Raw genomic sequence first — 22,778 nt, forward strand, 5'->3', positions numbered from 1 at the left:
AGGAATATCTCCTAAAGCATAAAGTACAAAGCAAACAGAAAATGAAAAATATATACATGATTGGGGTCGGTTTAATTGGCGGTAGTTTTGCTATCGACATAAAAAACTACAATCCAGAAGTTATAATTCACGGAATTAGTAGAAAAGACGAAACCTTAAACAAGGCTTTAGAATTGAATCTAATTGATAAAAAAGCCACTTTAGATGATTTAGAAAATGCAGATTTGGTTATTGTGTCTATTCCTGTAGATGCAACCGTAAAATTATTACCAACTATTTTAGATAAAATATCAGATAATGGCTTGGTGGTAGATGCGGGTTCAACAAAAGAAGCAATTTGTAAGGCCGTTGAACATCATCCAAAAAGAAGAAATTTTTTAGCATGTCATCCTATTGCAGGTACAGAAAAATCTGGGCCAACAGCTGCAATTTCTGGCTTATACAAAGGGAAAACGAATATTATTTGCGAAGTAGAAAAAACAACTTTTAAGTTGCAAGAAAAAGCGTTGGCACTTTTTAATGCTATTGGAATGCGTATTAGATATATGGATGCCGTATCGCATGACAAACATATTGCGTATGTTTCGCACCTCTCTCACATAAGTGCATTTATGTTAGGTAAAACTGTCATAAATAAAGAGAAAAACGAACGTGATATTTTTGACATGGCAGGTTCTGGTTTCGAATCTACCGTTCGTTTGGCAAAAAGTAGTCCTGCAATGTGGACACCCATTTTTAAGCAAAACAAAGACAATGTTATAGAAACATTAGAAGAATACATTAACAATTTACAACATTTTAAAGAGTTGATGCAACAAGATAATTTCTCTGAAATTTTTAACGAAATGGAGAACACAAATTATATTAAACAAATTTTAAACGGCATAAAATAAACGCCAAAACAAGTAGAAAAATGAAGAATACAAAAGAATTAAGAACATGGTTGGATGATATGAAATTAGAACATCCACTAGTAATAGCAGGGCCTTGTAGTGCAGAAACCGAAGAACAGGTTTTAAAAATTGCACACGAATTAAAAGATTCTGATGTAAACTATTTTAGAGCAGGAATTTGGAAACCAAGAACAAGACCAGGTATGTTTGAAGGTGTTGGAGAAATTGGTTTAAGATGGCTGAAAAAAGTAAAAGAGGAAACAGGTATGAAAACCTGTACAGAGGTAGCAAATGCTGCGCATGTAAAATTAGCCTTAGAAAATGATGTAGATTTATTATGGATTGGTGCACGTTCTACAGTGTCGCCATTTATAATGCAAGAAATTGCAGATGCATTGCAAGGAACCGATAAAATTGTATTGGTTAAAAATCCTGTAAATCCAGATTTAGCCTTATGGTTAGGTGGTATTGAAAGATTATATACTGCCGGAATTAAAAATTTAGGAGCCATTCATAGAGGTTTTTCTACATATGAAAAATCGAAATACAGAAACATACCAGAATGGCAATTGGCAATTGAGTTTCAAAATAAATTTCCAGATTTGCCTTTAATCTGCGATCCTTCTCATATTACAGGAAACAGAGAAATGATTCAAGAAGTTTCTCAGACTGCTTTAGACTTAAACTTTGATGGGTTGATGATCGAAACACATTTCGATCCAGAAAATGCTTGGTCTGATGCTGCACAACAAGTAACGCCAGCAAAGTTGAAGCAGATTATGGTAGATTTAAAAATTAAAAAAGAAACCAATTCTGAGGCAGAATACACAAGTTCTTTAGAAAATTTACGTGCTCAAATTAACGTTGCCGATAATCAATTGTTAGAAACGTTAGGAAAACGAATGAAAATTGCAGACCAAATTGGGGCACTTAAAAAAGATAAAAATGTAGCCGTTTTACAATCTAAAAGATGGAATGAAATTTTAGGAAACATGATTTTAGAAGGTGAAAGTAAAGGACTAAGTGAAGAGTTTGTACTAAAAATGTTCAAGGCAATTCACCAAGAATCTATCAATCATCAAGAAAAAATTATCAACGGATAAAAATCATATAAGATTGTATTACTAAATTTATTTCGGTTTTATAAATTGATATTCTTACAAATACCTTCAAGTTTTTAAAATTTGAAGGTATTTTTTTTGGGATTTACCAAGCAAAAAAGCTTGGTCAGGCTTTCGCTGTATTTTTTTTCTAAAAAAAAGGCAGTGATAAAAATCACTACCTTGTATTTTATTAATTTCTAATTCTATTTTAGGACATTACACAAAATAAATATTATTTTGTATAAGGAATTCTTCTAGACACTTTTCTCATTAAAACATTAATTAGATCTTGTGCATCAGAACCAAGAGTTCCTTTTATTTTCTTAAGATAATTCACCACCAATTCATCATCTGAAGTGTTTGTGATATCCATATTGATTGTTGCGCTGTTTGTTGCAAACAGTCCACCTGTTAAAACAGCAAGTCCAATTGCAGCTCCATTTGACATTGGTTTAGAGGTTTCATAAGATCCTGTAATTATAGCATCTGCGCCTAAAATTTCACCTAATTCACTTGGTAAATATTCATCATAAGAATGAATATCTATTCCTTTCTTTTTTAATAAAGCATTTGTTCTTTTTGGGCTTTGAACATCCACTAATAATGTTCCTCTTTTTTTTCTAGTTAAAAACCATGTATACATTGCATTTTGTATATCTATAGCTTCGTTTTTTCCCATATCAATTATTTGTTCTGGGGTAAAATCTTTTAACTGTTTAGGTCTTAATTTAACTTGTACATTTAATGGTAAAATAGCAATTGTTTTAGTGTTTGCAACATAAGTTTTAGCATCTGAATGAACATAAAGTTTTGTTTGTGCTTTAATAGTAGATATACAAACAATAAGGGTTAAAAAAGTAATTAATTTTTTCATTATGATATTTTAAAATTTATGAGCTAATATAGTTTTTTTTCATCAAAACATTAAAATTCTAAGTTTTAAAACTTGATTTTATTAGTTGTTTATATAGAATTTCAGGGAATTTAAAAGTATTATTTAATTACAAAATTATTAAAAATAGAAAATCACTTAAACTGACATTCTTATATTTATATAAAATTCAGCATCTTTGTACTAATGACAGGAATCGTTTACAAATCTACAGGAAGTTCGTATTTGGTAAAATCTACTGATGGTAATTTTCATACTTGTAGAATTAAAGGGAAATTTAGAATTAAAGGAATTAAAAGTACCAACCCAATTGCTGTTGGCGATGCTGTTGTTTTTGACTTAGAAAAAAAGGGAGACGAAGAAATTGGGGTGATCAAGACCATTGTAGAACGAGATAATTTTATAGTTCGTAAATCTGTAAATCTGTCTAAACAAACTCATGTAATTGCAGCAAACATAGATCAGGTTTTTTTGTTAATTACGATAAATAATCCACCAACATTTACCGCTTTTATAGATCGTTTTTTAGTGTCTACAAGAGCCTATAGAATAGAGACTATTTTAGTTTTTAATAAAATAGATGCCTATGAAATTGAAGAGCGTGCAGAAATTCTATATTTAAAAGAGATATACGAAGCTATTGGGTACAGATGTGTAGAAGTTTCTGCAACTCAAAATAAAAATGTAGCTGAAATAAAAGAAATCATGACAGACAAAACATCTATGTTTGTCGGTCATTCTGGTGTTGGAAAATCTACTTTGGTAAATGCAATAGCGCCCAATTTAAACCTAAAAACAAAAGAGATTTCTGACCAGCACAACCAAGGAAAACACACCACTACTTTTGCAGAAATGTTCGATTTGCCTTTTAATGCTAGAATTATAGACACGCCAGGTATTAAAGGTTTTGGTGTTGTAGATATTGATAAATATGAGTTGGGAGATTATTTTCCAGAGTTTTTTGCCCTTAAACAAGATTGTAAGTTTAACAATTGCATACACACCAAAGAACCCAATTGTGCCGTTAAAGAAGCTTTAGAAGAAGAACGCGTTTCTTGGTCTCGTTACAAAAGTTACCTTCAAATCTTAGAAGGAGAAGATGAAACTTCGCATTTTAGAACGGATGTTTGGAACGAAGATGATACCGAATAAAAGATGAAAATTGTTATTCAAAGAGTTTCTAAAGCAAGTGTAACGATTCAGCAAAATAAAGTTGCAGCAATTAAAACAGGTCTATTGGTTTTAGTAGGTATTGTTGCAGAAGATACACAAGAAGATATTGATTATTTGGTAAGAAAAGTTGCGAACCTTCGTATTTTTAATGATGAAAATTTGGTAATGAATTTATCTTTAAAAGAGGTTTCTGGTGATGTTATAGTTGTCAGTCAGTTTACGTTACAAGCAGCTACCAAAAAGGGCAACAGGCCGAGTTATATAAAAGCAGCCAAACCCGAAATTGCAATCCCTTTGTATGAAACATTTGTAGCTTCGCTTGAAAAAGAAATTGGCAAAAAAGTGCAAACAGGTAAGTTTGGTGCTGATATGAAAGTAGAACTTTTAAATGATGGGCCAGTTACAATTTGTATCGATTCTAAAAATAAAGAGTAAGTTGTATGGACTTTTTTGATATTCATACGCATAATAACAAACCTGTTAAAAATGTTTTTTCTATTGTAAATAAGTATCCAACTGCTACTAATTTTACAAATCCATTTTCAATCGGAATACATCCTTGGTTTATCAATAAAAATAAAATTGATGAAGAATTTTTAATTATTGAAGAAAAAATACAACACAAAAATTGTCTTGCTATTGGTGAATGTGGATTAGATAAACTTACGGAAACAGATTTTGAGCTTCAACAAAAAGTATTTAGACAACACATTCTACTTTCAGAAAAATATAAAAAACCATTACTAATTCATTGTGTAAAAAGTCACCAGGAAGTTATCGAATTCAAAAAAGAGTTACAACCAACACAGCCTTGGGTTTTACATGGTTTTAATAAAAATATACACATCGCAGAAAGTTTACTTAAAAACAAACTGATTTTATCTTTCGGAGCAGCAATCATCAATACTATAAAACTAGAAGAGGTTGTTTCTAAAACACCAATTTCCTCAATTTTTCTTGAAACAGATACTGCAGAAGTTAAAATTCAAGCGGTGTATCAAAAATTAGCGGGTATAAAAAACATTGAAGTTATAGCACTTCAAAAAGAAATAAAAAACAATTTTACAAAGATTTTTAAAAGATGAGTTGGTTAGAACGTACCGAATTGTTAGTGCAAAAAGAAGGATTAGAAAAACTACAGAACGCCAATATTTTAATTGTAGGTTTGGGTGGTGTTGGCAGTTATGCTGCAGAATTTATTGCTAGAGCAGGCGTGGGTAAATTAACAATAGTTGATGGTGATGTTTTTGATGCAACCAACAAAAACAGACAATTACCAGCGTTAGATTCAACAGTAGGGCAATTAAAAACAGAAGTTTTGGCAACAAGAATTAAAGACATTAATCCAGCAATAAAACTAACAGTTTTTACTGAGTTTTTATCGCCAGAAAGAGCTTACGAAATTGTAACCAAAGAGTTTGATTATGTTTTAGATTGTATTGATTCTATTACTCCAAAAATAAATTTAATAGTTGCCGCAAGAAGAAAAAAAGTAAAAATTATATCTTCTATGGGAGCAGGAGGTAAGTTAGATGCTACTAAAATAAGAGTAAAAGACATAGCGAAAACTAAAAATTGCACCATGGCAAGAGTGTTAAGAAAACGCTTAAAAGAACGCAAAGTAGATAAAGGTGTAAAAGCTGTATATTCTGATGAGGTACAAATACCTTCGAGTGTTAAAATTACAGACGGTACCAATTTTAAAAAATCGTATTATGGCACTATTAGCTATATGCCAGCAGCTTTTGGCTTGCAAGCTGCAGCGCATGTTGTTAATTTTTTATTAAAAAAGTAAAAAATAGTTTCCAAGGAAAATAAAAAGCATGTATATTTGCCATGGAAAATAATTCTAAAAACAATTAATTTAAATAAAATGAAGAAAATAATTTTATCATTAGTAGTAGTGGCAACAGTTTTAACTGCTTGTAAAGAAAACAAAAAAGACAAAGTAGAAGTAAAAGAAGCTGTACAAGTAGCAAAAGTAGCAAGCACTAACAATGTAGATGTTGCAAGTTCTACAATTACATGGTTAGGTTCTAAGCCAACAGGTACTCATAATGGAGACATTATGTTAAAAGAAGGGTCTTTAGTTTTAGACAACGGATCTTTAACTGGTGGAGAGTTTGTAATAGACATGACTTCTATTAATGTTTTAGACATTCCTGCAGATAATGAAGGAAACGGAAAATTAAAAGGACATTTGTCTTCTCCAGACTTTTTTGATGTCGCTGCTTTTCCAACTTCTAAATTTGTAATTACAAGTGTAGAAAACAAAGAAGGTAAATTACATGTAACTGGTAATTTAACGCTAAAAGAAACTACAAAAAGTATTACAATAGCTGCAGCAATTGCAACAGTAGATAATGTAACAACTTTTACAAGTGAAAAATTTAGTGTAGACAGAACAGATTTTGGTATTACTTACAGTTCTAAAAAGTTTGATGCAGCTTTAAAAGACAAGTTTATCAACGATTTAATGGAAATATCTTTTGTTGTAAAAACAAAAGCATAGGTAACTTTTTAAAAGTTAATACAATTATAAAAGGCTAAAACATTTTGTTTTAGCCTTTTTTGTTTTTAATAAATTAATAATGTTGTTCAAATTTAAAAAGGAGCTAAATACCCCAAAAACGTTCTGTAAACTTTGTAAAATCTTTTTTATTTGGAGGATTTCCTTGAAAAGGTAACATATCCCACTCATTATTTTTATTGATAACGGTAAATTTAAAAAGAGCGGTATTTAGATCTTCTGGGTTCAAAATCGGGTAACGCAAATCAACATATTTATAAGTATCTTCTTTTTCGCTTTTAGAAATATTATAATAATTGTTACTAAACCAAGCTAAAGTTTGTAGGTTTTTATCAGTCATGTCAATTAAACCATGATTTTTATCAATAGAAATAATTGTGTTAGCGGTTTTACTTGTATCAAATAAAGAATAAAAAGTAATATGGTATCTGTCTTTAGTTTCTGCTACGGCATACCAAAGGATATTGTTTAATATGGTAGGCTGTGCAGAAAAACGATCAATTTTAAGGCCTGCCTTTTCATACGATTTTCTAAAAATAGCATCTACATACAATTTATTTCCAATGGTAAAAAGCATGTAAAAAGAACTTATGTAAATTCCTGCTTTTGTCCATTTTGATCTTTTAGAATTTGTTCGTTTAAAAAACAGTACGACCATCAAACAAATTAAAAACGGAACAGTATAGAGAGGATCTACTACCGAAATGTTATTAAAAGCAACCCTGTAATCAGAAATAGGTGCAAATAATTGCGTTCCGTAAGGTGTAAAACAGTCTAATAACGGATGTGTAAAAATGGACCAAAAGAATAGTAAGCGCCAATCTTTTAGAGAACTTGTGTGTGTCCTTTTACCTGTATTGTATAACTTAAATGCAAGCCAACCAAATAGAAAGGTACCCAAAATAGCAAAGAAAATGGAGTGCATAAAACCCCGATGAAAGGCCATTGCCTGTATTTCATTTGCATAGAAAATTTTACCTATAAAAACATCTAAATCTGGTATGGTACCACCAATAGCGCCAAATAATAACGCTTTGTTGCCTATTTTCTTTCCAAGTATCAATTCGCCACAAGCAGCGCCTAAAACAATCTGAGTTAATGAATCCATACCTACAAATATAAAGATGTTTTCTGTAACTCAGCAAGTTATCAATTTGCGTAACTTCACTTAAAATCGTAACATTACAGTACCAAATTTTACAATCAATGGAAAGTCAAAATATAAGCCCAACAAACCCACAAGACGAAAATATTATAGAGAATAAAGAACTTAGTATTTTAGAAGCACTAGTGCCAGTTTTTGTGTTAGTTGCTATTTTATTTTTTAATGTATTTTTTGTCTATGGAGATGATGCGTTAAGTGGTAGTAATCAGTTTGTGTTGTTAATTGGAGCAGCAGTTGCAGCCATTGTTGGTTTTAGAAATAAAGTATCTTACAAACAAATGATGGAGGAAGTAGCAGAGAACGTAAAATCTACTACAGGGGCAATTTTAATTTTATTGATGGTTGGTGCTTTGGCAGGAACATGGTTGATTAGTGGCATTATACCTTCAATGATTTATTACGGATTACAAATTTTAAATCCGACAATATTTTTGGCAGCTTCAGTAGTTATTTGTGCTATTATTTCGATTGCCACAGGAAGCTCTTGGACAACTTCTGCGACAGTAGGAATTGCCTTAATAGGAATTGGAAATACTTTAGGTATTTCTGCAGGGATGACTGCAGGAGCAGTTTTATCTGGGGCTTATTTTGGAGATAAAATGTCGCCACTATCAGATACTACAAACCTTGCGCCAACGATGGCTGGTGGAGAGTTGTTTGAGCATATTAAATACATGTCTATCACTACAATACCGACAATTATAGTTACTCTTTTGGTATTTTTAATTATCGGTTTCTCTATTGAAACAACTGGTTCGCCAGATGTTTCAGACAAACTATCAGCAATTGATGCGGCCTTTAATATTTCGCCTTGGTTGTTTGTTGTACCAGTTTTAGTGATTGTTTTAATTATTAAAAAAACAGAACCTCTAATTGCTTTACTTATAGGAACTTTGTTAGCAGGTGTTACAGCAATTATTGCGCAGCCAGAGATTGTGCAAAATGTTGCGGGTGCAGATGTTTTAAATTTTAAAACGGCTTATAAAGGGGTTATGAATGCAATTACGGTAGATTCTGCAGTAGAAACCTCAAGTAAAGAGTTAAATGACTTATTTTCTGCGGGTGGAATGAGTGGTATGTTAGGGACTATTTGGTTAATTATTTGTGCCATGGTTTTTGGTGGAGTAATGGATGCAATTGGTGCTTTAGCAACGATTAGTAAAGCGTTGTTAAGTTTGGCTTCTTCTGTTTTTGGTTTATTTGCAAGTACAGTTGCAAGTTGTTTAGCATTAAACGTTACAGCATCAGACCAATATTTAGCCATTGTTGTACCAGGTAAAATGTTTAAAAAAGCTTATGAAGACAAAGGGTTGGCTCCTGAAAATTTAAGTAGAACTCTAGAAGATTCAGGAACAGTAACGTCGGTTTTAATTCCTTGGAATACCTGTGGTGCTTATCAATCTGGAGTATTAGGTGTTGGTGTAGGAGAGTACTTTTTCTATGCAATATTTAACTGGTTGTCGCCTTTTACAACCTTACTTTTTGCAGCTTTTAATATTAAAATTAAGCAATTGGTAAAAAAATAAAGAATTGTTTTATTTTTTTCTAGGGATGTTTAATATTCCTGAAATGAATAATAAAACCCATGGAGTTCCGTGCATCGCCACATCAAACCAATCTTGAAACTGCATACTATTTGCTCCGGTAAAAGCATTTCCGCCAACAATCCATTGAATTTTATCCCAAATATGTGGTGGGTTAAAAGGCGCTAATCCTAAAGTAAAACTTGCAATTAGAAAAAGTTTCCAATTATTTTTAAGTTGATTTTTCATTGTAACTTATTTTTAAATTGTGAAAAAAGTTATTATTTAAATAAACCAGTTCCATACCAAACCAAAACGTATGGTAAAATCTCTGTACGGATAATTAGGTGCAGAAAAATAATTTTTTTCTGTAAAGCCAGAAGTAACGTTTTCAATTTTAAAATACAAACGAGTTCTTCTTACTTGAGCATTAAAAAAAACATCTAAAGATGCAAAGCCTATTTCTTGGTTGTCTTGTAATGTAAATTCTGCAAGTAATGGGTTGTAAGCATTCATTTTATACTTTGTAAAGTAATTAAAAGTAGCGCCAATATTAACCAGCATTGGTTTTCCTTTAAACCAATAATCTTGATAGTAAAGAGTGTTTCTGGTAACCATTTCGGGTACTCTAAAAACACTACCTCCGTTACTTACATTTTGATACATTACAGTATTATCTAAAGCTATTTTTTTATACTTAAACTCTTTATTGGCTTTTACTTTTAAATAAGTAATTTGATCATTAAATTGTTGTGGCTGATAGTTAGCGTCAAAATAAGTGTAATTGTCTATATTGGTAAAATTAACTCCTGCATTTATCCATTTAGAAGCAATATCAAACCCTAAATTTCTTGTGTTCACTTTGCTGAAATTATTTTCCCAATTGTAAATATCGTGGTTACTTTGATGAAGCTGCATGTTAAAATTAGGTGCTTTAGAGCTTAATAATAAACTAGCTTTAATGTTAAATACACTGTCTTTTTTATAACTGGCTTCTCCTTTTAAATAAGAGCCCCCTAAATTGCTATTGCCAGGTGTTACGTTTGCAACAGCATTTAAGTTAAAGTTTTTAATTTTAGCATTCCATTTTGCCCCTGCAGAAATTACATTGCCTTTTAATTTTGTATTACTTATAAGGTTGTTGGTATTTAAGATAGTATCATAGCCATATGAGTAATTAATCAGGTTTATGTTGGCTTTAATCTTACCTAATACATATTTAGAGTTAAATTCTAGATTAAATTCGTTGTTTAAAAATTGATATTTTGCAGCATCTTCATTAGCATTAGTACTGTTCTCTTCACCAAAAAAACTAGTATTTGCATTGGTTTGGCTAAAATTATATTGCTTGGTTTCATAGGTAAAAACATGACCAAGTTTTAGATTGCTAAAATCTTTATTACCCAAGGTGTCTTTATTAGCAAAAAGTTTGTAGCTGTGGTCTAGATAAATTCTTTTGCCTTCAAAATTATTTTCAGCATCAGTTAAATTTACATCTAAACGTTCTCTGCTTGTATAATTAGAGTCATTACTTTTAAATTTTTCTATCTCGCTATCAGGAAGACCACCACTTTCTTCGTTAAAAAAATCTTGAGAGGTTACATGACCTCTAATTTCATATCTATTGTTTGTAGTTCTATATTGAAAAGTACCTCTAAAATTTCCATGACTTGCTAAAGACCTTCTATATGCTCCCAAAGACCTAATACCTTTGTAAGATAAAGAAACGTTTAATCGTTTCGAGAAATTTAAAGTGAAAATTGCATCTAAAACTTGTCCTTGTTGTAAGCCTGTTCTATAGGTTATTTCTGTGGTAGGTGTTGGTACTTCGTAATATTTAATATCTTCTATGTCTAAAAAGCTAAACTGTTTTGCTGTAAATCCAATATCAGGATAATTACTAATATCATTAAAACTATAGCCAAGATTGTTAAAAGTTTGCCCCTGATTATGAAAGGCAAGCAATTCAAAATTATCGGTTCTTAAATAGTTGAATTTATAATCTTTTTTAATGTTTAAAGTAGTATCGATATATGTTGTATCTCTTTGGTGAGAGAAAATTTTATAGTCTGTGTACTTGGTTGTACCAGATAGTGTTACATTAATACTGCCAGAATTTGTTATCGTATCATTTACACTATTATTTAAAGAATTAAATCCATTTCCTTTTTGAGTAGGCTTAATTACTTGTTGTGAAAACGTTTGGTTTGCAACAAGAAAAAAAAGGATAGATAAAAAAAAGAATAATTTATTCATAGAAAGTATTTCTAGCTACAAATGTAAAATAATTTAACTAAAATATTGGTTAATAGTTTCTCTGAAAATTGTTAATTAACAATCTGCTTTCTAAATATTAAAAACAGTATTTATTTTAATAAAAAATATTAAGTAAACTTTTCTTTTCTTTGTAAAATGTTAGAATTAAATTACAGTGGTTTTTTGTTAGAAGCAGGTACAGATGAGGCAGGTCGAGGTTGTTTGTCTGGGCCAGTTGTGGCAGCAGCAGTAATTTTGCCAGAAAATTTTTCACATCCACTTTTAAATGATTCTAAACAAATTTCAGAAAAAAAACGCGACTTGCTTAGGCCAATTATAGAAGAAAATGCCTTGGCTTTTGGTGTTTCTTTTGTTTGGCAAGACGAAGTAGACAAAATAAATGTTTTACAAGCCTCTATAACAGGCATGCATCGTGCCATTGAAGCCTTAAAATTAACGCCAGAATACATTATTGTAGACGGTAATAAATTTAAAAATTATAAAGATATTCCGCATCAAACCATTGTAAAAGGTGACGCAAAGTACCTAAGTATAGCCGCAGCATCTGTGTTGGCAAAAACCTACAGAGATGAGTACATGACTAAAATTCATCAAGAGTTTCCTGTGTATAATTGGCAAAAAAACAAAGGATATCCTACCAAAGAACACAGAAATGCCATTCGCGAATTTGGTGCAACAGCCTATCACAGAAAAACATTTAGGCTCTTACTAGAGCAAATAAAACTAAAAGTATAATTTTTTTAGAAGCTATTTCCTGCTTTCACTACTCGCTTCCCGATAAAAATCGGGAGAGCTCAAATAGACCGTTCAATCAGGGCTAAATATTTTGCTAACTTTTAGAATAATAGCCAACAACTTTTTCTATTTTTACCATCTCAATTTTATAAAATGATTAAAAAGACCAGAGCCGAGATTACCAAATGTATTTTACATAAAGTAGCTAACAAATTCAATAGCGGAAGCAATGTTTTTTCCGAAGATTTAATTCGTTTTGACCAAGAAAGTTACGATTTAATGAAAAATTTTCTACTAAAACCCTTTGGTTCTCTTACGCAGAGTTATCGTTTTTCGCACCATGCAGATGTGCGTTTAAATGAAATGAACAACTATGCATCAGAAATTTTTAAAGACGAAACTACTTTTGTAGAGTATTCTAAAAACATGGTCAATCATTTGTATGAGCAGTCTAATTCGGCACAAATAAAAACCGGAGATGTGTTGGTTGTTTTTATTGAAGGGATAGAATACAAAGATGTGTTAACCGAAGCTATAGGTTTTTTTAAAATAGAAAATAAGGTCGATTTTTTTCAAACGTATTTAGACGATAATGAAAGTTGGGATGTGGTAGTACAAAAAGGAATTTCTACAAAAAGAATAGACAAAGGTTGTTTGGTTTTAAATACATCAGATACAGAAGGTACTGTTGTTTTTTCTGTAGATAATAACAATTACGATGCACAATATTGGATTAAGAATTTTTTAAGCGTACAACTTGCAGACGATTATAATTCGCATACTCAGAGTTATTTAGAGATGTGTAAAGAATTTTCTGAAGAAGTAATTAAGCCAGAATTAGGCATGCAAGAGCAAGGTAATTTTTTAGCAAATACGGTAGATTATTTTAAAGAAAATGAAACGGTAGACTATGCCACTTTTAAAGATGAAGTTTTTGGTGAAGAAAAACACAAACAACAGTTTGACGAGTATAAAAAACACTTCGAGAATTTAAACGATGTATTGATTAGAAATAATTTTGATGTTTCTGGTGTTGTTTTAAAGAAAGAGAAGAGCAAGTTAAAAACAGAAATAAAATTAGATACCAATATTAGCATAAAATTAGATGTAGATGCACCAGAGGCAGCTTCAGAATATTTAGAAAGAGGTTATGATGAAGAGAAAAAAATGAAATACTACAAAGTGTACTTTAACGAAGAAAAATAGTGCTGTTAATTTAGTCTATCGTTTATAAAAGATCTAATTTTTTACTTTAGTTAATAAATTCATTAACCTCAAATAATGCTTTAAAGTGCTTTAATATTTTTGCCTTTACTTCTTCTAAATCTAGTTCATAGCCTAACTCTGCTTGCATAGAAGTAACCGCTTTTCCTTTAATTCCGCAAGGTATAATATGGTCAAAATAACCTAAGTTAACATTGGTGTTTAATGCAAAACCATGCATGGTTACCCAGCGAGAAGAACGAATGCCCATTGCACAAATTTTACGTGCAAAAGGGGTCTCTGGATCTAGCCAAACACCTGTTTCGCCTTTGCTTCTTTCGCCTTTTAAACCATATTCTGCAATGGTTAAAATAATAGCCTCTTCTAAGAAACGGAGGTATTTGTGAATGTCTGTAAAAAAATTTTCTAAATCTAAAATTGGATAGCCAACAATTTGTCCAGGACCATGATAAGTAATATCGCCGCCTCTATTTATTTTATAAAAAGTAGCACCTTTTTCTTCAAGCTGTTTTTCATTTAATAGTAAATTGCTTACATCGCCACTTTTACCCAAAGTATACACATGCGGGTGTTCTACAAAAAGAAAGTGGTTGTCGGTTTTATGATCGGTATTATTTTTACGATTGCTAATTTTGGTATCAACAATACTTTGTAACAATTCCGTCTGAAATTCCCAGGTTTCTTTATAGTCTTTAACCGATAAGTCTTTTAGTAAAATTTTCTTATTCATAATACGTAAACAAAGGTACTTATTTGAAAAATAATTTAGGGTTTAGAAAAGCCATTTATTGCTTTAAATTAAAAAGAGAACATTCTAAATAGAATGTTCTCTTTTGTAAATCAATTAAAATTGAATATTATTTTGCAGCTGCATAACGCTTTTCAACTTCGTTCCAGTTTACTATGTTAAAAAACGCATCAATATAATCTGGTCTTCTGTTTTGGTAGTTAAGGTAATATGCATGTTCCCATACATCTAATCCTAAAATCGGAGTTCCTGTACAAGAAACACCTGGCATTAAAGGATTGTCTTGGTTTGGTGTTGCGCAAATTTCTACTTTACCACCTGGTAAAACACATAGCCAAGCCCAACCAGATCCAAACTGAGTTGCAGCAGCGTTAGAAAAAGCTTCAATAAAAGCCTCTTTTGAGCCAAATGCAGCTTCTATAGCATCTTTTAAATCGCCAGATAAATACCCACGATCATTCGGGTTCATCACTGTCCAGAATAAAGAATGATTGTAAAAACCACCACCATTATTTCTAACGGCACCATTACTCATGTCTAAATTTGTAAGAATATCTTCTATCGATTTATTTTCTAAGTCTGTACCTGCAATTGCAGCATTTAATTTTGAAGTGTATCCATTATGATGTTTTGTATGGTGAATTTCCATAGTTCTTGCATCTATATTTGGTTCTAGAGCATCATAAGCATATCCTAATTCTGGTAATTTAAAAGCCATTTTTTATGTTTTAAAATTAATATTATGTTTCGAGTTGTAAAATTAACAATTATACAGTTGTTTTACAAGTGGTTTTAGGTGTGAAAATTGATAATGGTATAAAGAAGACTTATTCGCCGTACTTTTCCATAAATTTTTCTAATTGGTCTACCATGTTTTTACTTCCGCAGATAAACGGTACTCTTTGGTGTAGCTCGGTAGGAACAACATCTAAAGTTCTGGTATAACCATCAGAAGATTTACCATTTGCTTGTTCAGCTAAAAAAGCCATCGGATTGCATTCGTATAATAAACGAAGTTTACCGTTAGGATTTCTAGATCCTTTTGGGTACAAATAAATGCCTCCTTTTATCATGTTTCTATGAAAATCAGACACTAAAGAACCAATATATCTACTGGTATAAGGTCTGTCGCCTTCTTCTTCCTGACAGTATTTTATGTATTTTTTTACTCCCAAAGGAAAATCAAAATAATTGCCTTCGTTTACAGAGTATATATTTCCATCTTCGGGGAAACTCATATTAGGGTGCGATAGGTAAAAAGAACCAATAGCAGGATTTAAAGTAAAACCATTTACACCATCTCCGGTAGTATAAACTAACATTGTAGAAGTACCGTAAACAACATATCCGGCAGCAACTTGCTCACTTCCTTTTTGTAAAAAATCTTCTAATTGCACAGGCGTTCCCACAGGAGTAACTCTTCTGTAGATAGAAAAAATGGTTCCTACAGAAACGTTTACATCAATATTAGATGAACCATCTAACGGATCTATTAAAACAACATATTTGTTTTGATGATTTTCATCGATGCTGTTTATCGAAATAAAACTATCTTCTTCTTCACTTGCAATACCACAAACAATATTTCTTCGGGTTAAGGTTTGAATAAATTTATCATTTGCATAAACATCTAGTTTTTGCTGATCTTCTCCTTGAATATTTGTATCGCCATAAGCACCAATAATATCTACAAGACCTGCTTTATTTACTTCGTGATTTACCACTTTTGCAGCCAAACGAATTGAGTTAATAAGGCTAGATAACTCGCCAGAGCTATATTTAAAAGAAGATTGATTTTCTATAATAAATTCGCCTAAAGTTTGTTTTTTGGGTAGCATTTTTTTGTATTTGTTTTACAAAGATGCTAAAAAATACAGTACTACACCGTTTTCGTAGCGCTTTTTTTTTCATAATAATTCATTCCTTTATTTATGAATTCTACAATATTTTTTAGTCAAAAAAATTAAACAAATAGAAAATACCTGTGTAAAATAGTTAAATATTTTTTGTCGATTTCAAAAAAACTATCTTTGAACAAAAAATATAAAATGAGTTTTTCTATACGATTAGCAACCCCAGAAGACATGCAATCTGTGCATGCTTTAATTACCGAATTGGCAGTTTTTGAAAAAGAACCAGATGCGGTAGAAATTACGGTTGCAGATTTAGTTAGAGATGGTTTTTCTGAATCGCCAAAATTTAAAGTTTTTGTTGCAGAGCAAACGTCTAACATTATAGGAATTGCGTTGTTTTATGAACGATTTTCTACTTGGAAAGGCAGAACCATACACTTAGAAGATTTAATTGTAACCCAAAGCAAGCAAAAAATTGGTGCTGGTAAAGCGTTGTATACAGCGGTTTTAAAATATGCATTAGACAATAATTATAACAGAGTTGCTTGGGAAGTGATTGATTGGAACACAAATGCAATTGATTTTTATAAAAGTACAGGAGCAACCTACCTAAACGATTGGTCTGTTGTACAAATGAATAAAGAAAATTTAACAAAATTTATTGAAAATAATTAAAAATGAAGATTTTTAAATTTGGTGGCGCATCTGTAAAAGATGCAAAAAGCATTAAAAATGTAGCAAACATATTACAATCAGAAGGTACAGAAAGCACCTTAGTTGTAATCTCTGCAATGGGTAAAATTACAAATGCTTTTGAAGATGTAATAGAGGCGTATTACAATAAAACATCAGAATTACCAGAAAAATTAGGTGCTATTGATGATTTTCATAAAAACATTATGCATGATTTGTTTGATAAAGAAGATGCTATTTACAAAGAAATAGACATTCTTTTGGGCGAGTTAAGTTGGTTTTTAGCAAGAAATACATCGCAACGTTATAATTATGTGTATGATCAAATTATCTGTTTCGGAGAGCTTTTTTCAACCAAAATTGTAAGTGCTTATTTAACTAAAATAGGTTTAAATAATAATTGGTTTGATGTACGTAACTATATAAAAACAGATAGTAACTATAGAGATGCACAAGTAGATTGGCAATTAACGCAAGAGCTTATTACTAGTAAAGTAGAGGCTACTAAATTAAATATTACCCAAGGTTTTATTGCAGCTAATGATACAGAAAATACTACAACTTTAGGTAGAGAAGGTTCAGATTATACCGCTGGTATTTTTGCTTATTGCTTAAACGCAGAAAGTGTAACAATCTGGAAAGACGTTTCGGGGGTTTTAAATGCAGACCCAAGAGTGTTTTCAGACACTACCTTATTAGAGCAAATTTCTTATGAAGAAGCTATTGAAATGGCATTTTATGGCGCTTCTGTAATTCATCCTAAAACATTACAACCGCTAGAGAGAAAAGAAATTCCGTTATTGGTGCGTTCATTTATCAATCCGAAAGAAACTGGTACAAAAGTTTCAAAAGGAACCAGATTAGTGCCTAGTATTCCATGTTTTATAGTTAAAAAGAACCAGATTTTAATTTCTATTTCTGCTTTAGATTTTTCTTTTATGGTAGAAAATAACATCAGTTTTATCTTTAAAAAACTACATGATTATCAGTTAAAAGTAAACCTAATCCAAAACTCTGCAATTAGCTTTTCTGTTTGTATAGATGATAAGTTTAATAATTTTGAAGCATTTTATAAAGAGTTAAAAACAACCTTTAAAATAGAGGTTTTAAAAGAGGTAGATTTATTTACTGTTCGTCATTTTGATGAGCAGGCAGTTGCTAGTATAGAGGCAAAAGGAAATTCGCTTTTAACCCAAGTAAATAAAGAAACCATGCAAATAGTTTTGGCATCTAATTAAGAGTACAATATTTATTTTTTAGTATGTTTGCATTTCGTATTAATTATAATGTATGGCATTAGTTACTTCTAAAGAGATATCGCAAGTTATTGGTTTACAGAGACTTGGTTTTTTAGGAACTTTTATGGGTTGGTTGTTAATCAAGGTGTTGCGCATCTCTGCCATCAATAGAATTTATAACAATAATAAAGAAAAGTCTGATCTAGATTTTTTAAACGGAATTTTAGATGACTGTAATATAAAGTTCGAAATTCCAGAAGAAGACTTAAAAAGAATTCCAAAAGAAGGTGCTTTTATAACCGTTTCTAATCATCCTTTAGGTGGTATAGATGGGGTTTTACTATTAAAATTATTAATAGAAAAAAGAGCCGATTATAAAATTATTGCCAACTTTTTACTACACAAAGTAGCTCCTTTAAAACCATATGTTATGCCCGTTAATCCTTTCGAAAACAGAAAGGATGCAAAGTCTAGTATAGCAGGTATAAAAAGTGCTTTATTACATTTAAAACAAGGCATGCCTTTAGGTATCTTTCCTGCAGGAGAAGTATCTACATATAAAGACGGTAAGTTAAAAGTAGACAAACCTTGGGAAGATGGAGCGGTTAAGCTTATTAAAAAGGCAAATGTGCCTGTAATTCCGATTTACTTTCATGCAAAAAATAGTAGGCTATTTTACATACTATCAAAAATATCAGATACCTTAAGAACCGCCAAACTACCTTCGGAAGTAATGTCTCAAAAAGGCAGAGTTATTAAGGTAAGAATCGGAAAACCAATCTCTGTTGCCGATCAAGATAAATATGAAGAAATTGCTTCTTTTTACGAATTCATAAGAAAAAAGACATACATGTTAGCCAATCCCTTCGAAAAAGCAAACAAGTTAATATCAACCCAAACAATTAAAATAAAAAAGCCTGTTAAAAAAATTACAGCACAAAGAAATACCAATTTATTTGTTAAAGAAATTGCAGCTTTAAGAACCAGTGATGCAAGATTGCTAGAGAGTAAAAATTATGAAGTATTTTTTGCAAATGCGAAACAAATACCTAATTTATTACATGAAATTGGTCGCTTAAGAGAAATTACCTTTAGAGATGTTGGTGAGGGTACTAACAAAGAAATAGATGTAGATTCTTTTGACAGCTATTACCATCATTTGTTACTTTGGGATAGAGAAGCAAATTGTTTGGCAGGCGCCTATAGAATGGGTCTAGGAAAAGAAATTTACAAACAATTTGGTGTCGATGGTTTTTACATTCATACGTTGTTTCGTATCGAGCCAGAGTTGCATCAAATGATGAGCAATACCATAGAAATGGGTCGTGCATTTATTATCGGAGAGTATCAGCAAAAACCAATGCCTTTATTTCTGTTATGGAAAGGTATTGTACATGTTACTTTGCGTTATCCTGAGTATAAATACCTAATGGGTGGCGTGTCTATTAGCAATCAATTTTCAGACTTTTCAAAATCATTAATGATCGAGTTTATGAAGTCTCATTATTACGATCCTTACATTGCGCAATACATTCATCCGAAGAAAGAATACAAGGTAAAGTTAAAAGATGGCGATAAAGATTTTGTTTTTGATGCCACCAAGGCAGACATGCAAAAGTTCGATAAAATTATCGACGAAATAGAACCAGGCGCTTTAAGAATACCTGTTTTAATAAAAAAATACGTTAAGCAAAACGCTCGTTTAGTGGCTTTTAATGTAGATCCAAAATTTAACAATGCAGTAGATGGTTTAATGTATATTAAAGTGTCAGACATACCAGATAGCACTGTAAAACCTGTTATGGAAGAGTTTCAGGCAGAGTTAGAAAAAAAGGCTACAGAACTGCAAAAGAGTAATTAATTTTTGGGCGTTCCCCAAAGGGTCGGGCTTTTCGTTACAAGTCCTCGGTCGTTTCTCCCTGTGGGCTTTTCACTGCAATCCCTAACGCAAAGTAGTTGTAGTTAAATTCAGTTTAAATAGTAAAACTGACAAAATTGCCATTTTTAATCTTGGTACAGTTTTCGCTTTCTTTAGAGAAAAGAATTAAAAATGAAAACACTATTAAAAATTTTATTAACCGCATTAGCAGTCATTGTCTTAGCAAATATATTGCCAGGTGTTTCTGTAAATGGGTATGCTGCCGCAGTTATTGTAGCCGCCGTTATTGCTGTCTTAAACATGATTGTTAGGCCGTTGTTAATTTTCTTTACACTACCGGCCACCATTGTAACTTTTGGCTTATTCATTTTTGTAATTAATGCCTGTATTATTTTATTAGCAGACAGTTTGGTAGACGGCTTTGTAGTTGCTGGTTTCTGGACAGCGCTGTTTTTTAGTATTTTACTATCAATATTTAGATCGGCATTATTTTCATTATTAAAAGAAGAAAAAAGGTAAAAAGAGTCAAGAAGTTTATAACCAGGTGTTAAGGCAAAAAAAGTACTTTTTAAAAGTCTATATTCTTGGTGCTAATTGTCTTGTTTCTAAACAAATAAAAGTGTATTTTTGCACTCGATTTTTTAAAGCATAATAGAACAAAAATGAAGATTACAAAACAAAATGTAGATGCGTTAAACGCAGTTGTAAAAGTAGATATCGTTGCAGATGATTATCAAGAAAAAGTAGATAAATTGTTAACAGATTATCGTAAAAAGGCAGATGTTCCTGGTTTTAGAAAAGGGCATGTACCAATGGGTATGATTAAAAAGCAATATGGTAAATCTATTATGGTAGATGAGGTAAACAAGCTTTTACAAGAGTCTTTAAATAAATTTTTAGCAGAAGAAAAATTAGATATTTTAGGAAATCCTATTCCTAGAATGACAGAAGATTTCGATTGGGATGCAGCTGTATTTTCTTTCGAATTCGAATTAGGTTTAGCACCTATTTTTGATGTAGATCTTAAGTCGAAAAAGAAAGTAACACAATATAGTATTGTTGCTACCAAAGAATTATTGGATGAAGAAGTAAAAAACATTCAAAACAGATACGGTAAAGTTAGCCCTTTAGAAGTAGTAACAGAAAAGGCAACTGTAACCGGTACTTTTATTAATGAAGAGAATGAAATTAATAAAAAATCTTCTTTTTTAGTAAACGATCTAAAAGGTAAAAAGAACGAAAAGAAAGTAATTGGAGCAAAAGTTGGTGATGTAATTGAGTTAGATACCAAAAAATTATTTGAAAACAATAACAAGTTACAACCTGTTTTAGGTATTTCTGCAGAAGTTGCTAAAGATTTAGAGATTACAGTTTCTTTTACAGTAGAAGAAATTACAGAAACTACCCCTGCAGAATTAGACAAAGAATTATTTGATAAATTGTTTGTAGATGGTTCTGTTAGTTCGGTAACAGAATTAAGAGAAAAAATAAAAGAAGATGCAGAAAAGCAGTTTAACCAGCAAGGAGATCAACAACTATTAAATGCAATTACAGAACATTTAGTAGAAAACACAAAGTTTGATTTACCAGCTAGTTTCTTAAAAAAATGGCTAAGAACTGCAGGTGAAAAAGAGTTAACTGAAGAAGAGGCAAATGCAGAATTTGAAAAGTCTGAAAAAGGATTGCGTTATCAATTAATCGAAGGAAAGATTATGAAAGATAATGACATCAAATTAGACTATAAAGAGTTGGTAGACTATGCAAAAGGATTTATTCGCACGCAAATGGCTCAGTTTGGTAATATGAATCCAGAAGAAAAAGAATTGGATGATATTGCTGGTAGAATTTTACAGAATCAAGAAGAAGCTCAAAAGTTACAATCTCAATTAATTAGTCAGAAATTACTTACTTTTTATAAAGAAAACATGAGTTTTAAATCAAAAGAACTTTCTTACGAAGATTTTATCAAAGAGGTTTATAAATAATAGTCTGCTAAGCTGATTTTTTTTTAAAATCAGAAGCTTATCATATCAAAACCTGAATTTAACAATTCAGGTTTTTTTAGCAACTATATCCATAAAATAGTAAGTAAATAGTTCTTATATTTACAGTAATAAACATAAAACAGCAACACGAAAATGGATTACGGAAAAGAGTTCGAAAAATACGCAACAAAACATCAAGGAATTAACAGTACATATTTAGGTAAAATTACTAGTAGTTTAACGCCTTATATTATGGAAGAACGCCAAATGAATATTACTCAAATGGATGTTTTTTCTCGTTTAATGATGGATAGAATTATCTTTTTAGGAACAGGGATAAACGATCAAGTAGCCAATGTTATTCAGGCACAACTATTGTTTTTAGAAAGTGTAGATGCAAATAAAGACATCTCAATTTATATTAATTCGCCAGGTGGTGGCGTATATGCAGGTTTAGGTATTTATGATACCATGCAGTTTATAAAGCCAGATGTGGCAACAATTTGTACAGGTATGGCAGCTTCTATGGGCGCTGTGCTTATGTGTGCAGGTGCCGAAGGTAAAAGATCTGCATTGCCACACTCTAGAATTATGATTCATCAACCTTTAGGAGGTGCACAAGGACAAGCATCTGATATAGAAATTACAACTAGAGAAATTTTAAAGTTAAAAGATGAGTTGTATGCTATTATTGCAAATCATTCTGGGCAAACTGTAGAAAAAGTTCATAAAGATTCTGATAGAGATTATTGGATGAAAGCCGATGAAGCAAAAGCTTACGGTATGATTGATGAAGTTTTAGCAAGAAAGCAATAGTTGATAGTTGTTGGTTTTTAGGTGTTGGTTTCTGCCAATAACCACAAACTA

The 22,778-nt window shown here is 31.3% G+C and carries 23 protein-coding genes; 16 read left to right on the forward strand and 7 right to left on the reverse strand.

Annotated elements, in window-relative coordinates; genetic code table 11:
- Positions 1 to 41: 41 nt before the first annotated feature.
- Together Q0678_RS05655 and Q0678_RS05660 are read left to right on the forward strand one after the other, a co-directional pair.
- Positions 42 to 893 carry a prephenate dehydrogenase gene (locus tag Q0678_RS05655; protein ID WP_299055141.1) on the forward strand — a complete coding sequence of 284 codons (852 nt, stop codon included), beginning with the start codon at positions 42 to 44 and terminating at the stop codon, positions 891 to 893.
- Between the two features lie 20 nt (positions 894 to 913).
- Positions 914 to 1,996, forward strand: coding sequence for a bifunctional 3-deoxy-7-phosphoheptulonate synthase/chorismate mutase type II (locus Q0678_RS05660; RefSeq protein WP_299055143.1), 1,083 nt, complete (start codon positions 914 to 916; stop codon positions 1,994 to 1,996).
- Between the two features lie 232 nt (positions 1,997 to 2,228).
- On the opposite strand, the gene Q0678_RS05665 is transcribed toward Q0678_RS05660, so the two are convergent.
- On the reverse strand, positions 2,229 to 2,870 hold the full coding sequence (locus Q0678_RS05665) for a hypothetical protein (RefSeq protein WP_299055145.1): 642 nt from the start codon (positions 2,868 to 2,870) through the stop codon (positions 2,229 to 2,231).
- Positions 2,871 to 3,074: 204 nt separating this feature from the next.
- Here Q0678_RS05665 and rsgA point away from each other — a divergent pair, with 204 nt between their 5' ends.
- From rsgA to Q0678_RS05690, 5 genes are all read left to right on the forward strand, one after another.
- Positions 3,075 to 4,040, forward strand: coding sequence for a ribosome small subunit-dependent GTPase A (gene rsgA, locus Q0678_RS05670; protein ID WP_299055147.1), 966 nt, complete (start codon positions 3,075 to 3,077; stop codon positions 4,038 to 4,040).
- Between the two features lie 3 nt (positions 4,041 to 4,043).
- Complete coding sequence (gene dtd, locus Q0678_RS05675; RefSeq protein WP_299055150.1) at positions 4,044 to 4,496, forward strand: D-aminoacyl-tRNA deacylase; 453 nt, start codon at positions 4,044 to 4,046, stop codon at positions 4,494 to 4,496.
- A gap of 5 nt (positions 4,497 to 4,501) precedes the next feature.
- Positions 4,502 to 5,146, forward strand: a complete 645-nt coding sequence (locus tag Q0678_RS05680) for a TatD family hydrolase (RefSeq protein WP_299055152.1) — start codon at positions 4,502 to 4,504, stop codon at positions 5,144 to 5,146.
- Complete coding sequence (locus Q0678_RS05685) at positions 5,143 to 5,856, forward strand: tRNA threonylcarbamoyladenosine dehydratase (protein WP_299055154.1); 714 nt, start codon at positions 5,143 to 5,145, stop codon at positions 5,854 to 5,856. Before Q0678_RS05680 ends, Q0678_RS05685 begins: the two co-directional genes overlap by 4 nt.
- A 78-nt stretch (positions 5,857 to 5,934) precedes the next feature.
- Positions 5,935 to 6,573 (forward strand): YceI family protein, encoded by a 639-nt coding sequence (locus Q0678_RS05690; RefSeq protein WP_299055157.1) that lies wholly within the window; start codon positions 5,935 to 5,937, stop codon positions 6,571 to 6,573.
- Positions 6,574 to 6,676: 103 nt separating this feature from the next.
- Here the strand turns inward: Q0678_RS05690 and Q0678_RS05695 are convergent, their stop codons facing one another.
- Positions 6,677 to 7,699 carry a metal-dependent hydrolase gene (locus Q0678_RS05695; protein ID WP_299055161.1) on the reverse strand — a complete coding sequence of 341 codons (1,023 nt, stop codon included), beginning with the start codon at positions 7,697 to 7,699 and terminating at the stop codon, positions 6,677 to 6,679.
- Positions 7,700 to 7,797: 98 nt separating this feature from the next.
- Between Q0678_RS05695 and nhaC the strand changes: the two genes are divergently transcribed.
- Positions 7,798 to 9,282 (forward strand): Na+/H+ antiporter NhaC, encoded by a 1,485-nt coding sequence (gene nhaC, locus Q0678_RS05700; RefSeq protein ID WP_299055163.1) that lies wholly within the window; start codon positions 7,798 to 7,800, stop codon positions 9,280 to 9,282.
- A gap of 9 nt (positions 9,283 to 9,291) precedes the next feature.
- On the opposite strand, the gene Q0678_RS05705 is transcribed toward nhaC, so the two are convergent.
- Positions 9,292 to 9,528, reverse strand: coding sequence for a hypothetical protein (locus Q0678_RS05705; protein ID WP_299055165.1), 237 nt, complete (start codon positions 9,526 to 9,528; stop codon positions 9,292 to 9,294).
- 36 nt (positions 9,529 to 9,564) lie between these two features.
- Positions 9,565 to 11,535 (reverse strand): putative porin, encoded by a 1,971-nt coding sequence (locus Q0678_RS05710; protein ID WP_299055168.1) that lies wholly within the window; start codon positions 11,533 to 11,535, stop codon positions 9,565 to 9,567.
- Positions 11,536 to 11,691: 156 nt separating this feature from the next.
- Between Q0678_RS05710 and Q0678_RS05715 the strand changes: the two genes are divergently transcribed.
- Positions 11,692 to 12,291: a ribonuclease HII gene (locus Q0678_RS05715; protein ID WP_299055171.1), complete on the forward strand. Its 600-nt coding sequence runs from the start codon at positions 11,692 to 11,694 to the stop codon at positions 12,289 to 12,291.
- A gap of 153 nt (positions 12,292 to 12,444) precedes the next feature.
- Positions 12,445 to 13,497, forward strand: coding sequence for a nucleoid-associated protein (locus tag Q0678_RS05720; protein ID WP_299055174.1), 1,053 nt, complete (start codon positions 12,445 to 12,447; stop codon positions 13,495 to 13,497).
- A 46-nt stretch (positions 13,498 to 13,543) separates the two neighbouring features.
- Here Q0678_RS05720 and lipB read toward each other — a convergent pair whose 3' ends face one another.
- From lipB to fbp, 3 genes are all read right to left on the reverse strand, one after another.
- Positions 13,544 to 14,245: a lipoyl(octanoyl) transferase LipB gene (lipB, locus tag Q0678_RS05725; RefSeq protein WP_299055176.1), complete on the reverse strand. Its 702-nt coding sequence runs from the start codon at positions 14,243 to 14,245 to the stop codon at positions 13,544 to 13,546.
- Positions 14,246 to 14,372: 127 nt separating this feature from the next.
- Positions 14,373 to 14,981, reverse strand: coding sequence for a superoxide dismutase (locus Q0678_RS05730; protein ID WP_299055178.1), 609 nt, complete (start codon positions 14,979 to 14,981; stop codon positions 14,373 to 14,375).
- 109 nt (positions 14,982 to 15,090) lie between these two features.
- Positions 15,091 to 16,101 carry a class 1 fructose-bisphosphatase gene (fbp, locus tag Q0678_RS05735; RefSeq protein WP_299055181.1) on the reverse strand — a complete coding sequence of 337 codons (1,011 nt, stop codon included), beginning with the start codon at positions 16,099 to 16,101 and terminating at the stop codon, positions 15,091 to 15,093.
- Between the two features lie 210 nt (positions 16,102 to 16,311).
- On the opposite strand from fbp, the gene Q0678_RS05740 reads away from it, so the two are divergent.
- From Q0678_RS05740 to clpP, 6 genes are all read left to right on the forward strand, one after another.
- Positions 16,312 to 16,791 carry a GNAT family N-acetyltransferase gene (locus Q0678_RS05740; protein ID WP_299055184.1) on the forward strand — a complete coding sequence of 160 codons (480 nt, stop codon included), beginning with the start codon at positions 16,312 to 16,314 and terminating at the stop codon, positions 16,789 to 16,791.
- A 2-nt stretch (positions 16,792 to 16,793) separates the two neighbouring features.
- On the forward strand, positions 16,794 to 18,047 hold the full coding sequence (locus tag Q0678_RS05745; protein ID WP_299055187.1) for an aspartate kinase: 1,254 nt from the start codon (positions 16,794 to 16,796) through the stop codon (positions 18,045 to 18,047).
- Between the two features lie 52 nt (positions 18,048 to 18,099).
- Entirely contained in the window at positions 18,100 to 19,908 is a 1,809-nt protein-coding gene (locus tag Q0678_RS05750; RefSeq protein WP_299055191.1) for a lysophospholipid acyltransferase family protein, read from the forward strand.
- A gap of 189 nt (positions 19,909 to 20,097) precedes the next feature.
- The gene (locus tag Q0678_RS05755; protein ID WP_299055194.1) at positions 20,098 to 20,445 is read left to right on the forward strand and encodes a phage holin family protein; all 348 of its coding nucleotides are present in this window, start codon (positions 20,098 to 20,100) and stop codon (positions 20,443 to 20,445) included.
- A 143-nt stretch (positions 20,446 to 20,588) separates the two neighbouring features.
- Positions 20,589 to 21,911 carry a trigger factor gene (tig, locus tag Q0678_RS05760; protein ID WP_299055197.1) on the forward strand — a complete coding sequence of 441 codons (1,323 nt, stop codon included), beginning with the start codon at positions 20,589 to 20,591 and terminating at the stop codon, positions 21,909 to 21,911.
- Positions 21,912 to 22,064: 153 nt separating this feature from the next.
- A complete protein-coding gene (gene clpP, locus Q0678_RS05765) occupies positions 22,065 to 22,727 on the forward strand; it encodes an ATP-dependent Clp endopeptidase proteolytic subunit ClpP (protein WP_299055200.1) in 663 nt (220 codons plus the stop codon).
- Positions 22,728 to 22,778: the final 51 nt, after the last annotated feature.

Source organism: uncultured Polaribacter sp., from assembly GCF_947497125.1.
In the GTDB taxonomy this organism is placed as follows: domain Bacteria; phylum Bacteroidota; class Bacteroidia; order Flavobacteriales; family Flavobacteriaceae; genus Polaribacter.